Genomic DNA, 18,578 nt, shown 5'->3' with positions numbered 1-18,578 from the left:
ATCAAGGGGTAAGGCGAAGCAGGTTGACCGGCAACTCGGCCAGCGCGTCGGCAAGTGGCACGCCCCTGCGCGTTGCGACCTGGCAGGGGGTGAGCAAGCCGGTGACATGTCCGTCGTTCAGTTCGCCCGGCAGCACCACGGTGGTGTCGCCCCAGCGCTGTGCGGGTACATGGGGCCGGTCGTGTTCTGCGAGCAGGCCGGCGGCCAGGCGCGGCACGATCACCAGCAGGTGCTCGTCACCGTGACTACGCAGGAAGGCGAGCACCTGGGCGGCGTGTCTGCCTGTGACAGCCAGGGGCTGGTAACTGCCCTGGCTGAACAGCGAGGAATGCGCCGCACGAATCGCCAGCACCTGCTGGATCAGCCATTGTTTGATACGCCCGTCCTGCCAGCTGGCCAGCATCGCCGCTGGCGCATCCCCGGCCTGTAATGCGGCCTGTCGCGCGGCGAAGTCCACCGGGCGACGGTTATCCGGGTCGACCAGGCTGAAATCCCAGAACTCGCAACCCTGGTACAGATCGGGCACGCCTGGTGTGGTCATGCGCAGCAGACATTGCACCAGGCTGTTCAAGGCGCCGGCAGGGGCTATTGCCGCGACGCTCGCAGCCAGTTCGGTGCGCAAGGCCATCCCCGCTGGCTCACACAGCAGGCGCCGCAGAAAGTCGGCGCAGGCGGCCTCGTGTGCGTCGTTCGGCGCACTCCAGGCGCTGTTGAGCTTGGCCTCGCGCAGCGCCTTGCGTTGCCAGCCGAGCAGGCGTTGCAGGTAGGCATCCAGGGCGACCTCATCGTCCGCCTGCAGCCCCAGCGGCCAGCTGCCGATCAGCGCCTGATAGAGAATCGCCTCTTCACCACCGTCCGGCGCCTGTTGCAGCTGACTACTGCGCAGCGGTTGAGCGAGGTGCTGCCAATGCCGGACACGCTCGGCGTACCAGGCGGCGCGCTCGCTCAGCACCGCCAGACGCGCGCGGCAGTCTTCGCCGCGCTTGTGGTCATGGGTGGCGGTGGCCAGCAGGTTGAGCGGGTGGTGGTCCGCACGCTCGGCGCAGGCCTGGTGAAAACGCTCGATGCTGGCACTGAAATGCTCGGCATCGAAGCCCACGTCATAGCGCGACAGCAGCACGCCGGCGCGATACAGCGCGGTGTCTTCCACGGCCTTGGCAGCCACTGGCGAAGTCAGCTGCTGGAAGCGCGTCAGCGCCTGGGCACGCAGACGCCGCGCACGGCCGGGCGGCAGTGCACGCAGGAAGGCACCGCCAAGCCAGTCGTCGAAATGTGGCAGCAGGGGCCAATCAGCCTCGGCCAGGGTTTGCCGCGCACCGTCCAGCGCCTGCTGGAAGAAGCGCCGATCCTGCTGTGAGCGACCACAGGCCTGGGCATAGGTGCGGTACACCGGAAAGTGCACGATCAGCTCGCGCAGCGCCCGGCGGATCGCGCCGAGGGTCAGGTCGCGCGTGGCGATGTCATGGCGGGCGACGTGTAGCAGGCGCTGGGCAACTTCCTCCAGATCACCGGCCAGCGAGCCTTCCAGCACCAGACGGCGCGCCTGCTGAGTCTCGTCCTCGAACGCCGTCGGCCGGCCGCTGAGCGCTTGCCACAGTTCGCTCAGCGGCAGCTCGCCGTGCGGATCGTGTTGCAGCAGCGACACCTGGTTCATGAATTCGTAGCCGGTACTGCCGTCCACCGGCCACTCCTGCGGCAGCCGTTCGTCCGCGCCGAGAATCTTCTCCACGAAAATGGGGAAGGGCGCGTCACCACGTAGTTGCCGGATGCGTCGTCGCAGCCGGCTGCAATAGGCGCGCGGATTGGCCAGACCGTCGACATGGTCGATGCGCAGGCCGTCGATCAGGCCGCGCTCGATCAGCTCGAAGACTTTGGCGTGGGTCTGCTCGAACACCTGGCTGTGCTCGACACGCAGCGCCCCCAGTTCGTTGATATCGAAAAAGCGCCGCCAGTTGATGTCATCCGCTGCGGTACGCCAACTGGCCACACGGTAATGCTGACGTTCGAGCAGCGCATGCATGCGCTTTTGTGCCGCTTCGTCACTGCCCTGAAAACTGGCCAGCAGGGGACGCACCTTATGCGCTTGAGCGGCCAGCTCGGCGCACAGCTGCTCGGCTTGTGTACGGCTATCGCCAGCGCTGCCCAGGCGGGCGAAGCGCTGGCCGAGTTCGCGCAGCGCGGCATGGTCACTGCTGCGCAGGATGCTGGCGTAGCTGGATGGCGTCAGCGGCAGGCGGTGTTCGAAGTGCTGGACGTGAAAGCGCCCGCGCTCGGCATCGAACACCAATTCCAGCGTGCCGTCACGCAGCGCCTCGCCGTAGTCGCTGCGCAGGAAGGGCACCAGTAGCTGGCCGCTGAGCAAGGGGTCATGGGATTGCCACTGGATGTCGAAGAAGTCCGCATAAGGGCTTTCTTGCCCCCATTCCAGTACGTCCAACCACCAGGGGTTGCCGTCGCCGCCCACGGCCATGTGGTTGGGCACGATATCCAGGATCAGCCCCATGTCATGGGCGCGCAGGATGTTCACCAGTCGCACCAGGGCTTCTTCGCCGCCCAGCTCGGGGTTGATCCTGCTCGGATCGATCACGTCGTAGCCATGTTGCGAGCCGGGGCGGGCGGTAAGAATTGGCGAGGCGTACAGGTGGCTGATACCCAGCTGCGCCAGGTAGGGTACCTGCGCTGCCGCGTCGCGCAGGGTGAAGTCCTTGTGCAGCTGCAGACGCAGCGTGGCGCGCAGCTCAGTCATGGCCAGCCTCCCGGCGTGCGCCGTCCAGGGTAGTCAGACGCTCGCTGGTGGCGGGCTGTTCCAGCAGTTCGCTGACCGCCAGCGGGTAGCGCCGTCGCCAGTTCGGGTGAATATCGCCCGGACCGGGCAGGTTGGGCTGCTGCTCCAGGCCGCAGGCGTCCTCCAGTGGCAGCAGCGCCAGCGGCGCCGGGGTACGGCCGACGTGTTCGATGCAGGCTTGCAGACAGGCATCGTCATCACCGCCGCTCACCATGCCTTGGCGTTCCAGCAGTTGGCGTAGCGCCACGCGCTCACCGGCACGCTCGGCGTGATCGCCCTCCAGCAGCTCGGCGTCGCGCTGGCCTGCGCGCACTCGCCATTCCAGATCGCGGCCGGCGAGCCAGCCCTTGATCGTCGGCAGGTCATGGGTGGTGGTGGTCGCCAGGGCATTGCCTGGCCAGCGCTCGGCCGGGACGAAGCCGAGGTCGTCCTGCTCGAACAGCAACACGCGGGTGCCGAGGATATTGCGTGCGGCGAGCTTGTCGCGCAGCCCCTCGGGCACAGTGCCGAGGTCTTCGCCAATCACCAGGGCACGATGGCGATGCGACTCCAAAGACAGCAAGCGCAGCAGGTCATCAAGCGGGTAGCGCAGGTAGGCGCCGTGTTGCGACTCCGCGCCTTGCGGGATCACCCACAGGCGCTGCAGGCCCATCACATGGTCGATGCGAATGCCGCCGGCATGCGCCAGGTTGGCCTGGAGCATCTCGATATAGGCGCGAAAGCCGTGCTGACGCAGGCCTTGCGGCGAGAAGGCGGCCACGCCCCAGTTCTGCCCCTGACGATTGAGCACATCCGGCGGCGCACCGACGGTGACCCGTGGCAGCAGTTCGTCCTGACGCGACCAGGCCTGACTGCCGGCGCAATCGGCGCCCACCGCCAGGTCGGCGATCAGGCCGATGCCCATGCCTGCGCCGCTGGCGGTGGCCTGCGCCGTTTCCAGACCATGGGCGATCAGCCATTGGCAGAAGGCATGAAAGCCCAGCTCGTCAGCATGTTCGATGGCGAAGCGGGTCACTGCGCCCTGATTTGGGCTGCGCAGGGCCGCCGGCCAGGTGCGCCAGTCGCCGCTGGCTCCCTCGCGCAGGCGCTGTGCATGGATGGCCTCGAAACAGCAATGCTGCTGCAGCGCATCACCCCCGGCGGTGCGAAAGGCGTCGAAACGCTCCTGCAACTGGCCGGAGTCATTGCAGAAATCCGCGTACAACTGGCGCATCAGGCGCTGCCGAGTAGCGGCCACGGCCGGCCAGTCGATCAGCTCCAGCGACTCCAGCCGGGTCATCTCGCTGTGCAGACCTGCAACCTGAATCGCGCGTTCGACCCGTTCCTCGCCGAGCAGGGCGACCGGGGCGGCGTACAGGGTGTTGAAGAACAGCCGGCTGGATGGCGAGTAGGGGCCGTAGCTGCGCAAGTCGGCGCTGAATTGTGCATGTACCGGGCTCAGGCCGATGGCATCGGCACCGTGATTGGCGGCATGCCGGGCCAGATCCGCCACCGCCAGGGTATCGCCCAGGCCGCCGTCGCCGGTGCGGCGCAAGCCGTAGAGCTGGGCAGTCAGCCCCCAGATGCGCGGCTTGCCACATAGCTCCTGCACCGACATGCAGGTGGCGGGGGCCACGGCGAACGCATGCTGGGTATCGCGAATCTCCAGCTGGTAATAGCCAGGCTGCTGCTGCGCCGGCAAATGGCCATCGCGGTCAAGCCGACCCTCGCTGATATTGCCCTGCTCGTCGGTGAGCCGATAAAAGCTCTCCGCAGGGTAGAGGGTCAGGGCCAGTGGCTGACCCTGGTCCTGAAGCAGCAGGGCGGAATCTTCCGGCACATGCTGACGGTGCACCAGCGAGGTCAGGCTTTCGCGTATTTGTTCAGGGCTTTGCGCCGGATAACCGAGCGCCTCCAACAGGTTGCGTTGCGCTTCCGGCGTTACGCGCTGCGGCTGGCCGTAGGCATCGACCCAGTCGATGCTCAGATCCGCGGCCTGCGTCAGTTCGGCCAGTAGTTGATCACTCATCGGGCGGGCTCCAGGGTGACCAGGGCACTGCGCGGCGGCAATTGCGCCTGACGCAGGTCGGCGTCGTCGATACGCAAGGTGTACAGCCGTTCGCCGTGGATGGCCTCTGCTGGCAGGGACACGGCGCTGGTACCCAGGTTGATGGCGATACTAAGCGCCGGGCCGTTACCCAGTCGCCAGCGCGCCAGCACGGCGCCGTCGCCGAGCACTTGCGCACCGAGGCTGCGTGCCTCCTGCAAGCCCTGCAGCAGTCGGCTGTGGCGCACCTGCAACAAGCCGCGATAGAAGGCCAGCCACTCGCGTTGTTCGGGCTCCAGGGCCGGCGCGAGATCCGGTTGCGAGCGCTGGAAGCTGGCCTCGGCATTGGGGTCGGCAATGGCCTCGCGACTGTGCGCCGAGTTGAATTGGGAAAAATCGGCGAACTCGTTGCGCCGGCCTTCGCGCACGGCATTGGCCAGCTCGTGGTGGTAATCGGTGAAGAACAGAAACGGCCGCTTGCTGCCCCATTCCTCACCCATGAACAGCAGCGGCACCATCGGGCACAGCAGCAGGAGCACGGTAGCGGCTTTCAGCGCGTCGACGTCGGCCAGCAGCGTCAGGCGCTCGCCAAAGGCGCGGTTACCCACCTGGTCATGGTTCTGCAGAAACAGCACGAAGGCATGCGGCGGCAGATCGGCGCTGGGCTCGCCGCGCGGCTGGCCATGGCGATTGGCCTGGCCCTGGTAAACGAAACCCTGCTCCAGGCAGGTGGCCAGCTTGCGCGTTGGCGCCTGGGCGTAGTTGGCGTAGTAGCTCTCGTTCTCGAAGGTGAGCAGCGCATGCAGAGTGTTGTGGCCGTCGTCGTTCCACTGCGCATCGAAGCCATCACGTAGCAGGTGCGCGGCGTTGTGCTCGTTCTCCAGCACCAGGTGCACCTGGCGTTGTTGCGGCAGCGCCGAGCGCACCCGCGCCGCCAGCTCCTTGAGAAAGTCGTCATCGTCGATGGCGTGCACGGCGTCCAGACGCAAACCGTCGACGCGATAGTCCAGCAACCACATCAGCGCGTTTTCGCAGAAGAAGTCGCGCACCTGTGGGCGGCTGAAATCGATGGCTGCGCCCCAGGGCGTGATGCGCTCTTCGTGGAAGAACTGCCGCGCGTACACGCCCAGATAATTGCCGTCCGGGCCGAAGTGGTTGTAGACCACATCGACAAATACCATCAGGCCATAGGCATGGGCGCTGTCGATCAGTTGCTTGAGTTCATCGGGCGTGCCGTAGGCGTTGGCCGGCGCAAACGGCAGCACACCGTCATAGCCCCAGTTGCGCGTCCCGGAGAAGGCATTGAGCGGCATCAGCTGCAAGGCGGTAATGCCCAGATCTGCCAGGTGCGGCAGGTGCTCGATGACCTGCTGGAAACCACCGAACAGGCCGACGTGCAGTTCGTACAGCACCGTCTCGTGCCAGGGCCGGCCATTCCAGTCGCGGTGATGCCAGATAAAGGACGAGTGATCGATGACCTGGCTGAAGCCATGTACGTCCTCGACCTGGCGGCGCGATGCCGGGTCCGGCACTGGCCACTGTCCGTCGATACGGTAGCGATAGGCGGTATCGGCCGGACACTCGATCAGCGCAACGAACCAGCCTTCCTCCTGCGCCTGCATCGGATGCACGCCACCGCCCTGTAGCTCCAGTTCCACCTGGCGGCTACTGGGTGCCCAGAGGGCGAAGCGCACACGTCCATCGGCCATTGGCCGGGCTCCATGGCTGTACATCAACGCAGCGCTCGATAGGCAGTGGCCTGGCTCAGCAGGCGTTGAAAAAGGCGATCATACGGTTGCACCGACTGGTGCCAGTAGAGCGGGGCGCTCATTGCCTGACAGCGCATGGCTTCCAGCAGTTCGGGATGGTCGAAGACCTGCAGCGCGCGGTCGATGGCCTGGCGATAGGCGTCGGCCCTGGGCGCGTCGAAGAGAAAACCGTTGACGCCATCTTCGATGGTGTCGGCCAGGCCGCCCGTACAACGGGCGATGGGTAGCGAGGCGTAGCGCTGGGCGTACATCTGGCTCAGGCCACAGGGCTCGAAGCGCGAAGGCATGAGCAGGAAGTCGCTACCGGCATACAGGCGCCTGGCATCGCTTTCATCGAAACCAATATGTACGCCAATGCGCCCCGGATGGCGTCGCCCCAGCTCCGCCATGACGGCCTCCAGCGCCGGCTCGCCCTGGCCGATCACACCGATGCGGCCGCCCCGCGCGACGATGTGCTCGGCAACCTGCAGGGTCAGATCTATACCTTTCTGCTGCACCAGACGCGATACCACGGCGAACAGCGGCCCGTCGTCATCGAGGCCCAGCCATTGCTGGACATACGCGGCGTTGGCTCGCTTGCCGGCCCAGTCGCCAGCGCTGAAGCCCTGCAGCAGGTGCGGATCGCTCTCGGGGTGCCAGCTTTCGTCGATGCCATTGGCGATACCGCTGAGCTGATCGATCTGTACCTTGGCCCGCAGCAGGCCATCGAGGCCGCAGCCTTGTTCCGGCGTGGTAATTTCACGGGCATAGCGGCGACTCACGGTGGTTACATGCTGCGCGTAGGCGATACCCGCCTTGAGAAACGACAACTGGCCGTAGAACTCCAGGCCATCGACGCCGCAAGCCGACTCCGGTATCGCCAGCTCGCTGGCGCAGCGCATGTCGCACAGGCCCTGATAGGCCAGGTTATGGATGGTCAGCAGGGACGGCGTACTGGCTTGACGCCAGGCCATGTAGGCCGGCGCCATGGCGGCTGGCCAGTCATTGGCGTGCACCAGCTCCGGACGCCACTGGATGCCGGCATCACCCGTGGCGATTTCTGCGGCGGCCAGGCCAAGGCGGGCGAAGCGAATATGGTTGTCGGCCCAGTCGCGGCCCTGATCATCGACATAAGGTGAGCCATTACGTTCGTACAGCGCCGGGTTGAGCAGTACGTAGACGATCAATCCATCGGCCAGATCCATACGCCCGATCTGACAAGGTGGCAACGCGGCCAGGCCAGGCAACTGCCCGACGATGCGGATCGGTCGGCCGCTTTCCACCACTTGCCGGTAGCCGGGGATCAGCAGGCGAATGTCGTGTTGCGGCGACAGCGCGCGGGGTAATGCGGCAGAGACATCGCCGAGCCCGCCGCACTTGATCAGATCAGCGAACTCCGAGGTGACGAACAGCACGCGCTTGCGCTGCGGATGCTCGCTGTGCATCTGCAAGGGAGGCTTGGCTGCGGCGCAAAGGGTGGGTGTGGCTTGGATGTGTGCGGAGGCTGCAGCGCTTGCCATGTCTCTCTCCATAGGGGGTTGGACCTGAGGACGACTCGCCTTGTGGGCGAGGGCCTGTGGAGGAGTGCGGTGAACGATTGCGCGATCTCCCCCTTACCCTTGAGCTGACGGGGCGAAGCGAACAAAGGTTCGACCTTTTTTTCACCGGGCAAAGGCAACGTAAAAAGTTGAACGCAGCCCTTTCGGCCGCTTTCACAGAGCAATCAGACCGTTGCGAGGAAATGACAGATGCAAAACGTCGAACAGGTGGTGAATTTTCTCAGCAAGTACAAACTGCGCCTGGCCACCGCCGAGTCATGCACAGCGGGGCTGATCAGCTCGCTGGTGGCGGATGTGCCCGGTAGTGGCAAGGTGCTCGACTGCGCGTTCGTCACCTATTCGCCGCAGGCCAAGCAGCGCTGCCTTGGCGTCAGCGCCGATACCATCGAGCGTTTCGGCCTGACCAGCGAGGAGGTAGCGCGGGAGATGGCACTGGGCGCATTGCTGCGCAGCGACGCCGATATCGCTCTGGCCAACACTGGTCTGGCGCAGGCAGAGGGAGAGATGGACGGCGTGCAGTGCATCGCCTGCGCCATTCGCCTGAAGCAGCACCAGGGCATCGTCAGTGAAACGGTGAAGTTCAGCGGAAGCCGCAACCAGGTGCGTGAGGAAACGGCACGCTACGCCCTGATGCAGTTGCCTTACTACTACGAACGACTGCGTCAGGGCTGATTGGCGAGGCGCTGCCGAGCTGCATCAGCAGCCCGGCAAGCCGAGCGATCACTCTTCCGGCAATTGACCGTTCAACTGCTCAGCGCGTTGCAGATGCTGCTCCAGCTTGGGCAGCGTCTCGCGGGCGAAGCTGGCGAGCTCCTCGTCATCCACATTCACGGCGCGACGGAACAACTCGATGGTCTCGCGGTGAGCGACCACCTGATTGTTCATATAGGCCTTGTCGAAGCTGTCTTCGCTGCGCAGTTTGAGCACCAGGGCCTTGGCCTGGTTGATCAGTTCGGCATCGTCTGAGACTTCCAGGTCCTTGCTCTTGGCCAGTTCGGCCAGCTGCTGATTCGCGCGACGATGGTCGTCGATCATCATCTGCGCGAAGCCCTTGACCGCTTCGTTCTGCGATTTCTCCAGGGCCAGTTTGGCCGTTTCGATCTCGGCGACGCCTTTTGCCGATGCCTCTTCGACGAAGTCTTCGCTGCTTATCGATTCCGTCTGGCTGGCAGCCTGCAGGCTGGTGACGGCACAGATGGTGAAGGCTGCTGCGGCCAATAGGGTCAGCGTTTTCAAAGGATGCATGGTGGTTCCTCCTGGGATGTGCGTTCACAGGGGTAGAAGGGCCAGGCCAGGACGAAGTTCAGGACAAATTTGCCCCGCTACGCCAAGCGCAACGGCCCGCCATCATCGGTCTCTCGGGAAAAATTCAGGTCGAACGGAACAGCCGCAGCCCGTCTCAAAAACTACCCGGAGCGACTTTCCCGTCGCTTGCGTGGCCGCCATGTTCGACATGGCCACTGAATAACCGAGCGCGCGATACGCACGCCTCCAATAGCCAGGAGTAGCCCATGAGCAAGCAACCGAAAACCGCCGAAAACAGTCAGATGGCGGGCAGCGATACGCTCGACCGCAGCAACAGCAACGCCAAGCTCGAGCAACTCGAGCGCTTCCGCGAGGACGCCACCGGGGAGGCGCTGACCACCAACACCGGCACGCGCATCGCCGACAACCAGAACAGCCTGCGCGGCGGCGAACGTGGCCCGACGCTGATGGAAGATTTCATCATGCGCGAGAAGATCACCCACTTCGATCACGAGCGCATTCCCGAGCGCGTGGTGCATGCCCGCGGCGCGGCAGCGCATGGCTATTTCGAGGTGACCGAGCCGGCCAACGACCTGACCTGCGCTGCCTTTCTCGGCGAAGCCGGCAAGCGCACGCCAGTGTTCGTGCGCTTTTCCACCGTGCAGGGGCCGCGCGGCTCGGCCGATACCGTGCGTGACGTGCGCGGTTTCGCGGTGAAGTTCTACACCGAAGAGGGTAACTTCGACCTGGTCGGCAACAACATGCCGGTGTTCTTCATCCAGGACGCAATCAAGTTCCCCGACTTCGTCCATGCGGTCAAACCCGAGCCGCACAACGAGATTCCCACCGGCGCATCAGCCCACGACACCTTCTGGGACTTCGTCTCGCTGACGCCGGAATCGGCGCATATGGTGCTGTGGACCATGTCCGACCGCGCCATTCCCATCGCCTATCGCTCGATGCAGGGCTTTGGCGTACACAGCTTTCGCCTGGTCAACGGCGAGGGTCAGAGCAAGCTGGTGAAGTTTCACTGGCGACCCAAGGCCGGGGTCTGCTCGCTGGTATGGGATGAGGCGCAGAAACTCGCCGGCAAGGACCCGGACTTTCACCGACGCGGCCTATGGGAAGACATCGAGCGCGGCCTTTACCCGGAATGGGAGTTGGGCCTGCAGGTGATGGACGAGGAGGACGCTCTGAGCTTTGGTTTCGACCTGCTCGATCCGACCAAGCTGGTACCCGAAGAGCTGGTGCCGGTACGCGTGGTCGGGCGCATGGTGCTCAATCGCAACCCGGACAACTTTTTCGCCGAGACCGAGCAGGCAGCCTTTCACGTAGGGCATGTGGTGCCTGGCATCGACTTCAGCAATGACCCATTGCTGCAGGGGCGCCTGTTTTCCTACACCGATACCCAGTTGCTGCGTCTGGGCGGCCCCAATTTCAACGAAATCCCGATCAATCGGCCGCTATGTCCGTTTCACAACAATCAGCGTGACGCGCCGCATCGTCAGCAGATCAATCGTGGTCGCGCCTCTTACGAGCCCAACTCGATCGACGGCAACTGGCCGCGCGAGACACCGCCAGCACCCAGCGGGGGTGGTTACAGCCCCTATCCCGAGCCGCTGCAGGGGCACAAGGTACGGGTCCGCTCCGCCAGCTTCGCCGATCACTTCTCCCAGGCCAAGCTGTTCTGGCGCAGCATGAGCGAGGCCGAGCAGCAGCATATCGTCGATGCCTACAGCTTCGAGCTGTCGAAAGTCGAGCGTCTGTACATTCGCGAGCGCCAGGTCAAGGAAATCCTCGCCCACATTGATCCGCTGCTGGCGTTGCGCGTGGCGGAGAATCTGGGTATCGATCTGGACAGCACCTCGACCTCGCCTATGGAGGGTAAGCTCCAGGATTCCCCGGCGCTGAGCCAGATGAATCTGCTGCCTGGCGATATTCGCGGACGGCGCGTGGCTATCCTGCTTACCCCCGGCTGCAAGGCTGACGAGGTCGGCAGTCTGAAGAAGATGCTCGAAGCAGCCGGTGCCGTGGCCAAGCTCCTGGCGCCTTCAGCGGCGGCGTTGAAGGACTCTGACGGCCAGCCCATGCAACCCGATGGCAGCTTCGCTTCGGAGCCGTCGATTACCGTCGACGCGGTGTTCGTGCCGGGTGGTGAGTACGTGCTCAAGACCCTGCAGGACGATGGCGTTGCCAAGCATTACCTGCTGGAGGCCTACAAGCACCTCAAACCCGTGGCGCTCAGCGGTGATGCGGTTCAGCTTGCGGCGATGCTGGGTCTGGAGGAGGACGACGGCATGCTCTGCGGCGATAGCTTCGATCCGCTGTACATGCGTTTCGAGACTGCGCTGAAGCAACACCGTATCTGGGCGCGAGAGATGCGCGCCAAGAGCATTCCTGCCTGAACCGACGCCCGGCCTAGCGCGGTTTTTCGTCGCTTGGCCGGGGGCTTTTCTTGCGCTGCGTCCTGGTCGATGGACGCAGCGGCACTGGCGCATCGAGCTGCGAGCCGGGGTCTTCGTTACCGGGGTCGTCCAGTAGCGCCTCGCTGGAACGCGCCACTGGCGTTCGTGTGCTTTTGTCCGATTTCATGCTGGCTCCAGCAATGGCTCTTCTGCACACACCTGGCAGGTTCGCGCGCACTCCTGACAATGCGTGCTGACGTGCTGCACGCATTCCTCGGCGCAGGCCAGGCAGGCGATTCTGCACAGCTGGCTGGCCACCGCGATGTAAGGGCTGTTGCGCAGCATCAGCGTTGCCGTCAGGCGGCACAGGTCGGCGCAATCACGGCATAGCGCGACGCAGCGATAATGCCCGGCATTGCCTTCGCTCAGGCAGGCCGAGGCACAGTGCTCGCAGGCGTTGGCACAACTGCTGTAAGCGGTAATGTGATCGAGATAGTTATACGCTTCTGACATGTCGATGCCTCGCTGTATAAGTACTGTAGAAAATAATCATGAACGCCAATAAATGGTGGTTTTACTTTGCCGGCACTCGCACGCCGAACAACTTCCTATAGGCATTGAAAAAGATCATTTTGATCACTTGCTGTGCTCAGGAGAAGTTGGCCCATCACCATGGCCACGCGGCCCGGCAATACCCCAGATAACCAGCCCGATAATCGGGAATATCCAGATAAGCAGAGCCCAAAGTGTTTTCGTCCCGACATGCTTGTCGCTACGAAATACACTGATAACCGCCCACAGGTGTAGCAGAACGATAGCGGCCGCAATTGTAATGAAAAAGTAAATGACTGAATCCGGCATGACATGCCTCCTTTCAATAAGGTCCATGCATGTCGACAGCCACCCCGATCATTCGCTCAGATAATCGGGATGCGGAAAAAGTGAAGGCAGGATAAAGGCTGGAAATACCAGCCGAGGGCCTCAAGGGCGGCTAGAAGGAGTGATTGGACTTGATCACTTCGATCATCATGTTGTCAGGTCTGTCCGAGTCGCTGTCGTATTGCGCGTCACGGTGTATGTCTGTGCAGGTCAGAATAGAGCGGCTGAATTCGAACCCTGGGTCAGGCCGCCCAGCAGCGGCAGTGTCTTTGCTGCAGTCTTCGCAGTGCAGGTCGTTCAGGTCTTCGCTGCGAACCTGATAGCAGTTCGAGTCGATCTCCTGCAAAGAACGCTGCATCGTCTGAGCTTTCGGTTGAGGCTGGGACAGCATCACCGCCAACGCAGACGGTTGAAAGGGCTGCCAGACCAGCAGCACCACCAGGCATGTAGAGCCGGCCATATAGGGCCACTCGTACATCAACTGGTGCCGATAGGGCATATGCCGCCTGATTCGTCCCAACAGATCTGCCGGCTGGTTTCGAGCCGTCCTTGAGTCGTTGCATCTGGGCACTTGCGTATCTCCTCATTTCTTTTCGAGCTTTCTCATGGCCCATAAGCGAGAGGAGCGCGTGCGGAAAAGCGGCTCGCGCGAGTAGGTGGGTAATTGGGTAGTACTGCAGTGTTTGACCGCCTCGTTGACTGATGAGGCATCCTCATCCAGAGCCATATCGAAATGAATAAGACGAATGAACTCTTGCGTCGAACAACTTCCATCGAGGACGCGCACCAACTGTCGCTCGTTATGAGCAACGGTAAGCACAATGCTGCCGTCCGGTCTTGGCGTCATATCAACTTCGTAGTTGGCTAGCGCCGATCTGATATTTTCCAGGTCATGTTTCATGAGTCTCTCCTTGTGAACACTCATCAACCATAACCATGTATTCAATGCATACCAATGGTTGGGACGATTGGCAAAAAAAAAGTTCAAAGTGACATCATCTACCAGAGTTATACAAAGTGAACTTGGCAATGTTGATTGCAGGAAGATGTTCGCGACTCGATTGCTGCACTCAAGACTTTATTGTTTGAACACAGCACCTTGCGGCTGGGAATAAGCCAACTGCTTCGCACTGACAGAAAAAATACTCTGAACCAAATCTGCAACATGGTTTCGGCAGAAGCGCTGACCATCAGCGGAAAACCTGAATACAAGTTGTACAAGAGGTTGGCGCGCCTGAAAGATGCGCTACAGGGAGTTCTCCGTACCTTCTCGTGCCTGCCGACGCCAGATCCGTGTCAGCCAACGCCAGCTGATCCAGCCGGCAGCAGCGAGGTAGACCAGGCTGCCTGGCACCCACATCAACAAGCCAGCCAGTTGCTGGTCGGCCAGGTCGCGGGACTCGCCATAGAACGTCGTGTTACCGAAGGTGAGCAGGGCGCCGAGCAGGCCGGTGTGCATCAGCGTCAGGAGAATGGCCATCAGCGCGTGCGGCACCTGCCGTGGATTGGCGCGTAGGCACGACCACCAGAACAGCCAGGCGCTGAACAGAAAACAGGCATGCTCAATGGCGTGCCACCAGGTGTTGTCCAGCGCCAGCATGTACAGGCTGGGGGTGTGCCAGACCCAGATCATCGCACCGTGCAACATCGCCAGGGCTACCGGATAACGACCGCTGCGCAGAATCGCATTGGACACCGGCGCCATCCAGCCACCAAGCACTGCTCGCCATTGCGGCAATGGTCGAGCCAGCGCCCAGAGTGGTGCGATGACGATCATGAACAGCATGTGCTGGACCATGTGCAGGCTGGTGCTGGTCTCTGCCCAGTCATCGATGGGGCCGAATACGGCGAGTACCGTGAGGACCATGGCCAGGTGCATCCACAACGCTTCGCGTCCGTGCGGGCGCACCTTGCGGCAACCCAGTATGTACAGCAACCAGGCCGCGCTGAGCAGCAGAGCACTGAGTAGCAGCGGTACACGCTCGTTCAGATGCAGATGGCCGTCGAGCAGACCATGGGCGGCGGCGGTGCCAGGCAGAAGGATAAGGGCGAGTAGGATCAGAGGCATGGCGGCAGGCTCAAGGTGGGCAGGGCGACGAAGACGGTGGCGATAGCGCCGATCAGGTTCACACCTGCCGCGAGGTGAGCCACGAAGCGCGCAGACTGACCTTCGCGCTCGTTTCTGGCGGCGCGCTGAAACAGCCAGGCCAAACCCAGCAGGGCCGCCATGGTGAACAGACTCAGCAGAGCGAGCAGAGCATTCAGCCAGGTCCATTGCCCCTGTGCGGGATCAGGCGGCGCCAGTGCGCAACCAACCGACAATCCGCCGTACAGCACGACGAACCAGATACTCCAGAGCACCAGCCCGAGTGGGATATGGATCGGGTTATAGGGGGAGCGTAACGGCTGCATCACACGCCTCCGAAGGTGGGCGGGAACAGCACCACGCTGCAGTAGGTGATCCACATCACGGCCAGGCTGTATTGCCAGAGTTGTTCGACCACCAACGGCTCGTAGGGCGTGCGTTTGCACACATAGCCGTAGTGCACGCGCAACCCCTGCAACGCGCTGAGAATGCTGGCCAGCACCCCATGCACCAGGCTGTAGACGAGCATCACCACGATCACCGCATCATGCGCAGTGGCGCGTGGCGCCAGGTCTCCCGTCAACAGCGCCCAGAGCAACAGTCCTGCATGCAGCGCACCCAGCAGCGCTACACCACTGAAACAGGTGATCAGCGCGGCGGGCTCGCCCTGGCCCTGACGCAGACGGCGCAATACCGGGAGCTGCCAGAGTACGGCGATGCTCAGCAACACGGCGCTGGCCAGCAGCAGGCGTTGATCGATTACCGGATCGTCCGGCACCAGCCAGTTCGGCGATACCGTCCACAGATAGAACCAGCCGAACAGCAGCGACAGATACAAGGCACCGTTGGCCAGCAGGGTCACGCCCATGCCCCACAGTCCAGGCCCGTCACAGGTGCGCGAATGCAGTGGCGGCTCACCCGGTTGCACTCGCGCATCCGGTGCCGCCAGCGGGTGCGCGCCGTTCTCCCAGCTCCAGCGCAGCAGCACCAGCACGGCGACGATGCTGGCCGCCAGGGCGACCCAATAGAACTTGCTGAGCAGGCCCAGGCAGGTGATGGCGATGAACGCCGCCGCCGCGAACGGCAGCCAGCTGTTGCCCGGCAGGTGGATGATCTCGCGCATCTTGCCGGTCAGCGGTTCGATACCCCAGGTTTCCCGCCGCCCATGATCGATCACGGTCAAGGCGAATTCGCCACGGTCGATGCGTTCCTCCAGGTCTGGCAGCTCCCACATGGGGTGGCGGGTGCGCACCGGCGGCAGGCTGACGAAGTTGAAGGGGCTCGGTGGTAGGTGCGTGCTCCACTCCAGGGTGTCAGCGTTCCAGGGGTTCTTGGTGGCCTTCTGGCCGAAGCGAAAGTGCAGGACTATATCCAGCAGCACCGTGGCGATGCCGATGGCCATGATGAAGCTGCCGATCGACGAGATCAGGTTGGGCAGGTCCCAGCCGAGGCCGGGTTGGTAGGTGTAGATACGCCGCGGCATGCCCATCAGGCCGGTCCAGTGCATGATCAGGAACGTCAGGTTGAAGCCGATGAATACCAGCCAGAAGCCCCATTTGCCGAGGCGCACCGACGGCATGCGTCCGGAAAAATGCGGCAGCCAGTAATAGATTCCGGCCAGCAGCGGGAAGAACATGCCGCCCACCAGCACGTAGTGCATGTGCGCGACCACGAAGTGGGTGTCATGCACCTGCCAGTCGAAGGGCACCAGCGCCAGCATCACGCCGGTCAGCCCGCCGCAGACGAAGATCACCAGAAACCCCACAAGCCACAGCATCGGCACGTGGTACAGCGGCCGGCCGACCCACAACGTGGCGATCCAGGCGAACACCTGGATACCGGTCGGTATCGCCACCAGCATGCTCGCCGCGGAGAAGAACGCCTGCGCCAACTGCGGAATACCCACGGTGAACATGTGGTGCACCCACAGACCGAAGCTGATGAAACCGGTGGTGAGGATCGCCAGCACCACCCAGCGGTAGCCCACCAGCGGCCGCTGGCAGAACACCGGCAACAGGGTCGAGACGATACCGGCCGCCGGCAGGAAGATGATGTACACCTCGGGATGGCCGAACAGCCAGAACAGGTGCTGCCAGAGAATCGGGTCGCCGCCGCGCGCCACCTCGAAGAACGGCAGGCCAACGGCGCGCTCCAGCTCCAGCAGGATGCTGCCGAGGATCAGCGGAGGGAAGCCGACCACGATCATCATGGCCATCACCAGGATGTACCAGGCATAGATAGGCATCTTGTTCAGCGACATGCCTTCGGCGCGGGTGCGCAGGATCGACACCACCAGCTCGACACCGGCCGACACCGCCGAGATCTCCACGAAGGTGATGCCGATCAGCCAGAAATCCGAGTTCGGCCCCGGCGTATGCACGGCGCTGGACAGCGGCGTGTACATGAACCATCCAGCCTTGGGCGCGATACCCAGCAGCAGACTGGCGCACAGGATCAACCCACCGAACAGGTAGCACCAGTAGCCCAGCGCCGACAGGCGCGGAAACACCAGGTCGCGCGCGCCGAGCATCTTCGGAATCAGGTAGACCGCCAGGCCTTCCATCATCGGCACGGCGAAGAGAAACATCATCACCGTGCCATGCATGGTGAAGACCTGGTTGTAAACGTCCGGCTCGAGAAAGTCGTAGCCGGGTATCGCCAGCTGCGTGCGCACCAGCATCGCCAGCAGGCCACCGAACAGGAAGAAGCCCAGCCCGGTGAGCATGAAGCGAATTCCGACGGTGGTGTGATTGACGATGGTCAGCGACTTCCAGCCGCGCGGGTTACCCCATACGTCGTTGAACTGATCGTGCAGTTGTTCCTGGGCGGCAACCTGTTCGTTGCTTGGCGTAGTCACGGGCGCAGGGTCTCCAGCCAGTCGGCGATGGTGCTGAGGTGGTCGGGGTCGAGATCGTCATGCAGCGGCATGGCGTTGCCGGGTTTGAGCCGCTGGTGCTCCTGCAGCCAGCGCAACAGCGCGCCCGGTTCATTGCTCAATACGCCGGCGCCAAGCATCGATCGCGCGCCGACATCGCTCAGGTCCGGCGCGCGATTCCCTTCGCTGACGCCCGCCACGCGATGACACTGACCGCAACGCGCGGCGAACACGTCGCCAGCCGGGCCGGGCAGGGCGCTGACCTGTTGCTCGCGGCGTGCCTGCAGCCAACTGGCGAAGTCTTCCTCCTCGTGAGCCTGCACATCGAGAATCATGTGCGTGTGCTGGGTGCCGCAGAACTCCGAGCACTGGCCACGAAAGGTGCCGGCCTGATCGGCCTGCAGGCGGATGCGGTTGTCCCGGCCGGGGATCATGTCGATCTTGCCGCCCAGGCGAGGGACCCAGAACGAGTGGATGACGTCGGCGCTACTGACGTCGAGGTCCACCGGCCGGCCTACCGGCAGATGCAGCTGATTGGCGGTAACCACGCCGCTGTCCGGGTAGCGCACCTCCCACCACCATTGATGGCCAACCACCTCGATACGCATGGGCTGCTCGCCCGCCAGTGGCAAGGGCAGCATGCGATGGCCGATGGGTATGCCGAACAGCAACAGGAGCAGCACGCTCAAGGTCGGCAGCAGCAGCCCGCCACCGACCAGCCAGCGCAGCGTCAGCTGATGTGCCCGTGCGGCGTCCATCTTTGGGCTGTTGCGGCGCATGGCATGCACCCACAGGGCCGTCACCACGATCAGCACCAGGGTGGCGAAGGCGCACATTGCCCACCACAGCATTGCCACCTCGCGTGCCATCGGCCCGGCCGGATCGAGCGCCGATTGCGGCCCCTCGCAGGCAACGAGAAACGGAACTGCCAGCGTCAGCGTGGTCAACTTGAAACAGGGTGTCAGCCAAT

General features: G+C 63.3%; 16 protein-coding genes. 2 read left to right on the top strand and 14 right to left on the bottom strand.

Annotated elements, in window-relative coordinates; translation table 11 throughout:
• Position 1: 1 nt before the first annotated feature.
• Genes BM186_RS10165 through glgA form a run of 4 tightly spaced genes read right to left on the bottom strand, consistent with a single transcriptional unit; the run spans position 2 to position 8,079 of the window.
• Positions 2–2,746, bottom strand: coding sequence for a malto-oligosyltrehalose synthase (locus BM186_RS10165; RefSeq protein WP_074915075.1), 2,745 nt, complete (start codon positions 2,744–2,746; stop codon positions 2–4).
• Positions 2,739–4,793 carry a 4-alpha-glucanotransferase gene (malQ, locus tag BM186_RS10160; protein WP_074915073.1) on the bottom strand — a complete coding sequence of 685 codons (2,055 nt, stop codon included), beginning with the start codon at positions 4,791–4,793 and terminating at the stop codon, positions 2,739–2,741. Before malQ ends, BM186_RS10165 begins: the two co-directional genes overlap by 8 nt.
• Positions 4,790–6,520 carry a malto-oligosyltrehalose trehalohydrolase gene (treZ, locus tag BM186_RS10155; protein WP_074915070.1) on the bottom strand — a complete coding sequence of 577 codons (1,731 nt, stop codon included), beginning with the start codon at positions 6,518–6,520 and terminating at the stop codon, positions 4,790–4,792. The genes malQ and treZ overlap by 4 nt, the downstream gene beginning before the upstream one ends.
• A gap of 23 nt (positions 6,521–6,543) precedes the next feature.
• Positions 6,544–8,079 (bottom strand): glycogen synthase GlgA, encoded by a 1,536-nt coding sequence (glgA, locus tag BM186_RS10150; RefSeq protein WP_074915068.1) that lies wholly within the window; start codon positions 8,077–8,079, stop codon positions 6,544–6,546.
• A 228-nt stretch (positions 8,080–8,307) separates the two neighbouring features.
• Here glgA and BM186_RS10145 point away from each other — a divergent pair, with 228 nt between their 5' ends.
• The gene (locus tag BM186_RS10145; protein ID WP_074915066.1) at positions 8,308–8,790 is read left to right on the top strand and encodes a CinA family protein; all 483 of its coding nucleotides are present in this window, start codon (positions 8,308–8,310) and stop codon (positions 8,788–8,790) included.
• Between the two features lie 48 nt (positions 8,791–8,838).
• Here the strand turns inward: BM186_RS10145 and BM186_RS10140 are convergent, their stop codons facing one another.
• Positions 8,839–9,363 (bottom strand): DUF4142 domain-containing protein, encoded by a 525-nt coding sequence (locus BM186_RS10140; protein ID WP_072423954.1) that lies wholly within the window; start codon positions 9,361–9,363, stop codon positions 8,839–8,841.
• 266 nt (positions 9,364–9,629) lie between these two features.
• On the opposite strand from BM186_RS10140, the gene katE reads away from it, so the two are divergent.
• Complete coding sequence (gene katE, locus BM186_RS10135) at positions 9,630–11,768, top strand: catalase HPII (RefSeq protein ID WP_074915064.1); 2,139 nt, start codon at positions 9,630–9,632, stop codon at positions 11,766–11,768.
• Between the two features lie 13 nt (positions 11,769–11,781).
• On the opposite strand, the gene BM186_RS26615 is transcribed toward katE, so the two are convergent.
• From BM186_RS26615 to coxB, 9 genes are all read right to left on the bottom strand, one after another.
• Positions 11,782–11,955 (bottom strand): hypothetical protein, encoded by a 174-nt coding sequence (locus BM186_RS26615; RefSeq protein ID WP_158234280.1) that lies wholly within the window; start codon positions 11,953–11,955, stop codon positions 11,782–11,784.
• On the bottom strand, positions 11,952–12,281 hold the full coding sequence (locus BM186_RS10130) for a four-helix bundle copper-binding protein (protein ID WP_072423956.1): 330 nt from the start codon (positions 12,279–12,281) through the stop codon (positions 11,952–11,954). The genes BM186_RS26615 and BM186_RS10130 overlap by 4 nt, the downstream gene beginning before the upstream one ends.
• 123 nt (positions 12,282–12,404) lie before the next feature.
• Positions 12,405–12,629 carry a PLD nuclease N-terminal domain-containing protein gene (locus BM186_RS10125; protein ID WP_074915062.1) on the bottom strand — a complete coding sequence of 75 codons (225 nt, stop codon included), beginning with the start codon at positions 12,627–12,629 and terminating at the stop codon, positions 12,405–12,407.
• A 130-nt stretch (positions 12,630–12,759) separates the two neighbouring features.
• Positions 12,760–13,146 carry a hypothetical protein gene (locus BM186_RS10120; protein WP_074915060.1) on the bottom strand — a complete coding sequence of 129 codons (387 nt, stop codon included), beginning with the start codon at positions 13,144–13,146 and terminating at the stop codon, positions 12,760–12,762.
• An 84-nt stretch (positions 13,147–13,230) separates the two neighbouring features.
• A complete protein-coding gene (locus tag BM186_RS10115) occupies positions 13,231–13,548 on the bottom strand; it encodes a hypothetical protein (RefSeq protein ID WP_074915058.1) in 318 nt (105 codons plus the stop codon).
• A 345-nt stretch (positions 13,549–13,893) separates the two neighbouring features.
• The gene (locus BM186_RS10110; protein WP_074915056.1) at positions 13,894–14,715 is read right to left on the bottom strand and encodes a cytochrome c oxidase assembly protein; all 822 of its coding nucleotides are present in this window, start codon (positions 14,713–14,715) and stop codon (positions 13,894–13,896) included.
• The gene (locus BM186_RS10105; RefSeq protein WP_074915054.1) at positions 14,706–15,059 is read right to left on the bottom strand and encodes a hypothetical protein; all 354 of its coding nucleotides are present in this window, start codon (positions 15,057–15,059) and stop codon (positions 14,706–14,708) included. The genes BM186_RS10110 and BM186_RS10105 overlap by 10 nt, the downstream gene beginning before the upstream one ends.
• Positions 15,059–17,590, bottom strand: coding sequence for a cytochrome c oxidase subunit I (gene ctaD / locus BM186_RS10100; RefSeq protein WP_074915052.1), 2,532 nt, complete (start codon positions 17,588–17,590; stop codon positions 15,059–15,061). The genes BM186_RS10105 and ctaD overlap by 1 nt, the downstream gene beginning before the upstream one ends.
• Positions 17,587–18,477 (bottom strand): cytochrome c oxidase subunit II, encoded by an 891-nt coding sequence (gene coxB / locus BM186_RS10095; RefSeq protein ID WP_074915260.1) that lies wholly within the window; start codon positions 18,475–18,477, stop codon positions 17,587–17,589. Before coxB ends, ctaD begins: the two co-directional genes overlap by 4 nt.
• Between the last annotated feature and the right edge of the window lie 101 nt (positions 18,478–18,578).

It is taken from the genome of Ectopseudomonas toyotomiensis, from assembly GCF_900115695.1.
Classification (GTDB): domain Bacteria; phylum Pseudomonadota; class Gammaproteobacteria; order Pseudomonadales; family Pseudomonadaceae; genus Aquipseudomonas; species Aquipseudomonas toyotomiensis.
This window is presented reverse-complemented; position numbering and strand designations above follow the sequence as displayed.

Coding starts and splice junctions, on each gene's coding strand:
- BM186_RS10140 (WP_072423954.1), bottom strand. CDS start 9,363: ATGCATCCTTTGAAAACGCTGACCCTATTGGCCGCAGCAGCCTTCACC.
- BM186_RS26615 (WP_158234280.1), bottom strand. CDS start 11,955: ATGAAATCGGACAAAAGCACACGAACGCCAGTGGCGCGTTCCAGCGAG.
- malQ (WP_074915073.1), bottom strand. CDS start 4,793: ATGAGTGATCAACTACTGGCCGAACTGACGCAGGCCGCGGATCTGAGC.
- BM186_RS10105 (WP_074915054.1), bottom strand. CDS start 15,059: ATGCAGCCGTTACGCTCCCCCTATAACCCGATCCATATCCCACTCGGG.
- BM186_RS10115 (WP_074915058.1), bottom strand. CDS start 13,548: ATGAAACATGACCTGGAAAATATCAGATCGGCGCTAGCCAACTACGAA.
- BM186_RS10130 (WP_072423956.1), bottom strand. CDS start 12,281: ATGTCAGAAGCGTATAACTATCTCGATCACATTACCGCTTACAGCAGT.
- coxB (WP_074915260.1), bottom strand. CDS start 18,477: ATGGCACGCGAGGTGGCAATGCTGTGGTGGGCAATGTGCGCCTTCGCC.
- BM186_RS10110 (WP_074915056.1), bottom strand. CDS start 14,715: ATGCCTCTGATCCTACTCGCCCTTATCCTTCTGCCTGGCACCGCCGCC.
- glgA (WP_074915068.1), bottom strand. CDS start 8,079: ATGGCAAGCGCTGCAGCCTCCGCACACATCCAAGCCACACCCACCCTT.
- BM186_RS10145 (WP_074915066.1), top strand. CDS start 8,308: ATGCAAAACGTCGAACAGGTGGTGAATTTTCTCAGCAAGTACAAACTG.
- BM186_RS10125 (WP_074915062.1), bottom strand. CDS start 12,629: ATGCCGGATTCAGTCATTTACTTTTTCATTACAATTGCGGCCGCTATC.
- katE (WP_074915064.1), top strand. CDS start 9,630: ATGAGCAAGCAACCGAAAACCGCCGAAAACAGTCAGATGGCGGGCAGC.
- BM186_RS10165 (WP_074915075.1), bottom strand. CDS start 2,746: ATGACTGAGCTGCGCGCCACGCTGCGTCTGCAGCTGCACAAGGACTTC.
- BM186_RS10120 (WP_074915060.1), bottom strand. CDS start 13,146: ATGCCCTATCGGCACCAGTTGATGTACGAGTGGCCCTATATGGCCGGC.
- treZ (WP_074915070.1), bottom strand. CDS start 6,520: ATGGCCGATGGACGTGTGCGCTTCGCCCTCTGGGCACCCAGTAGCCGC.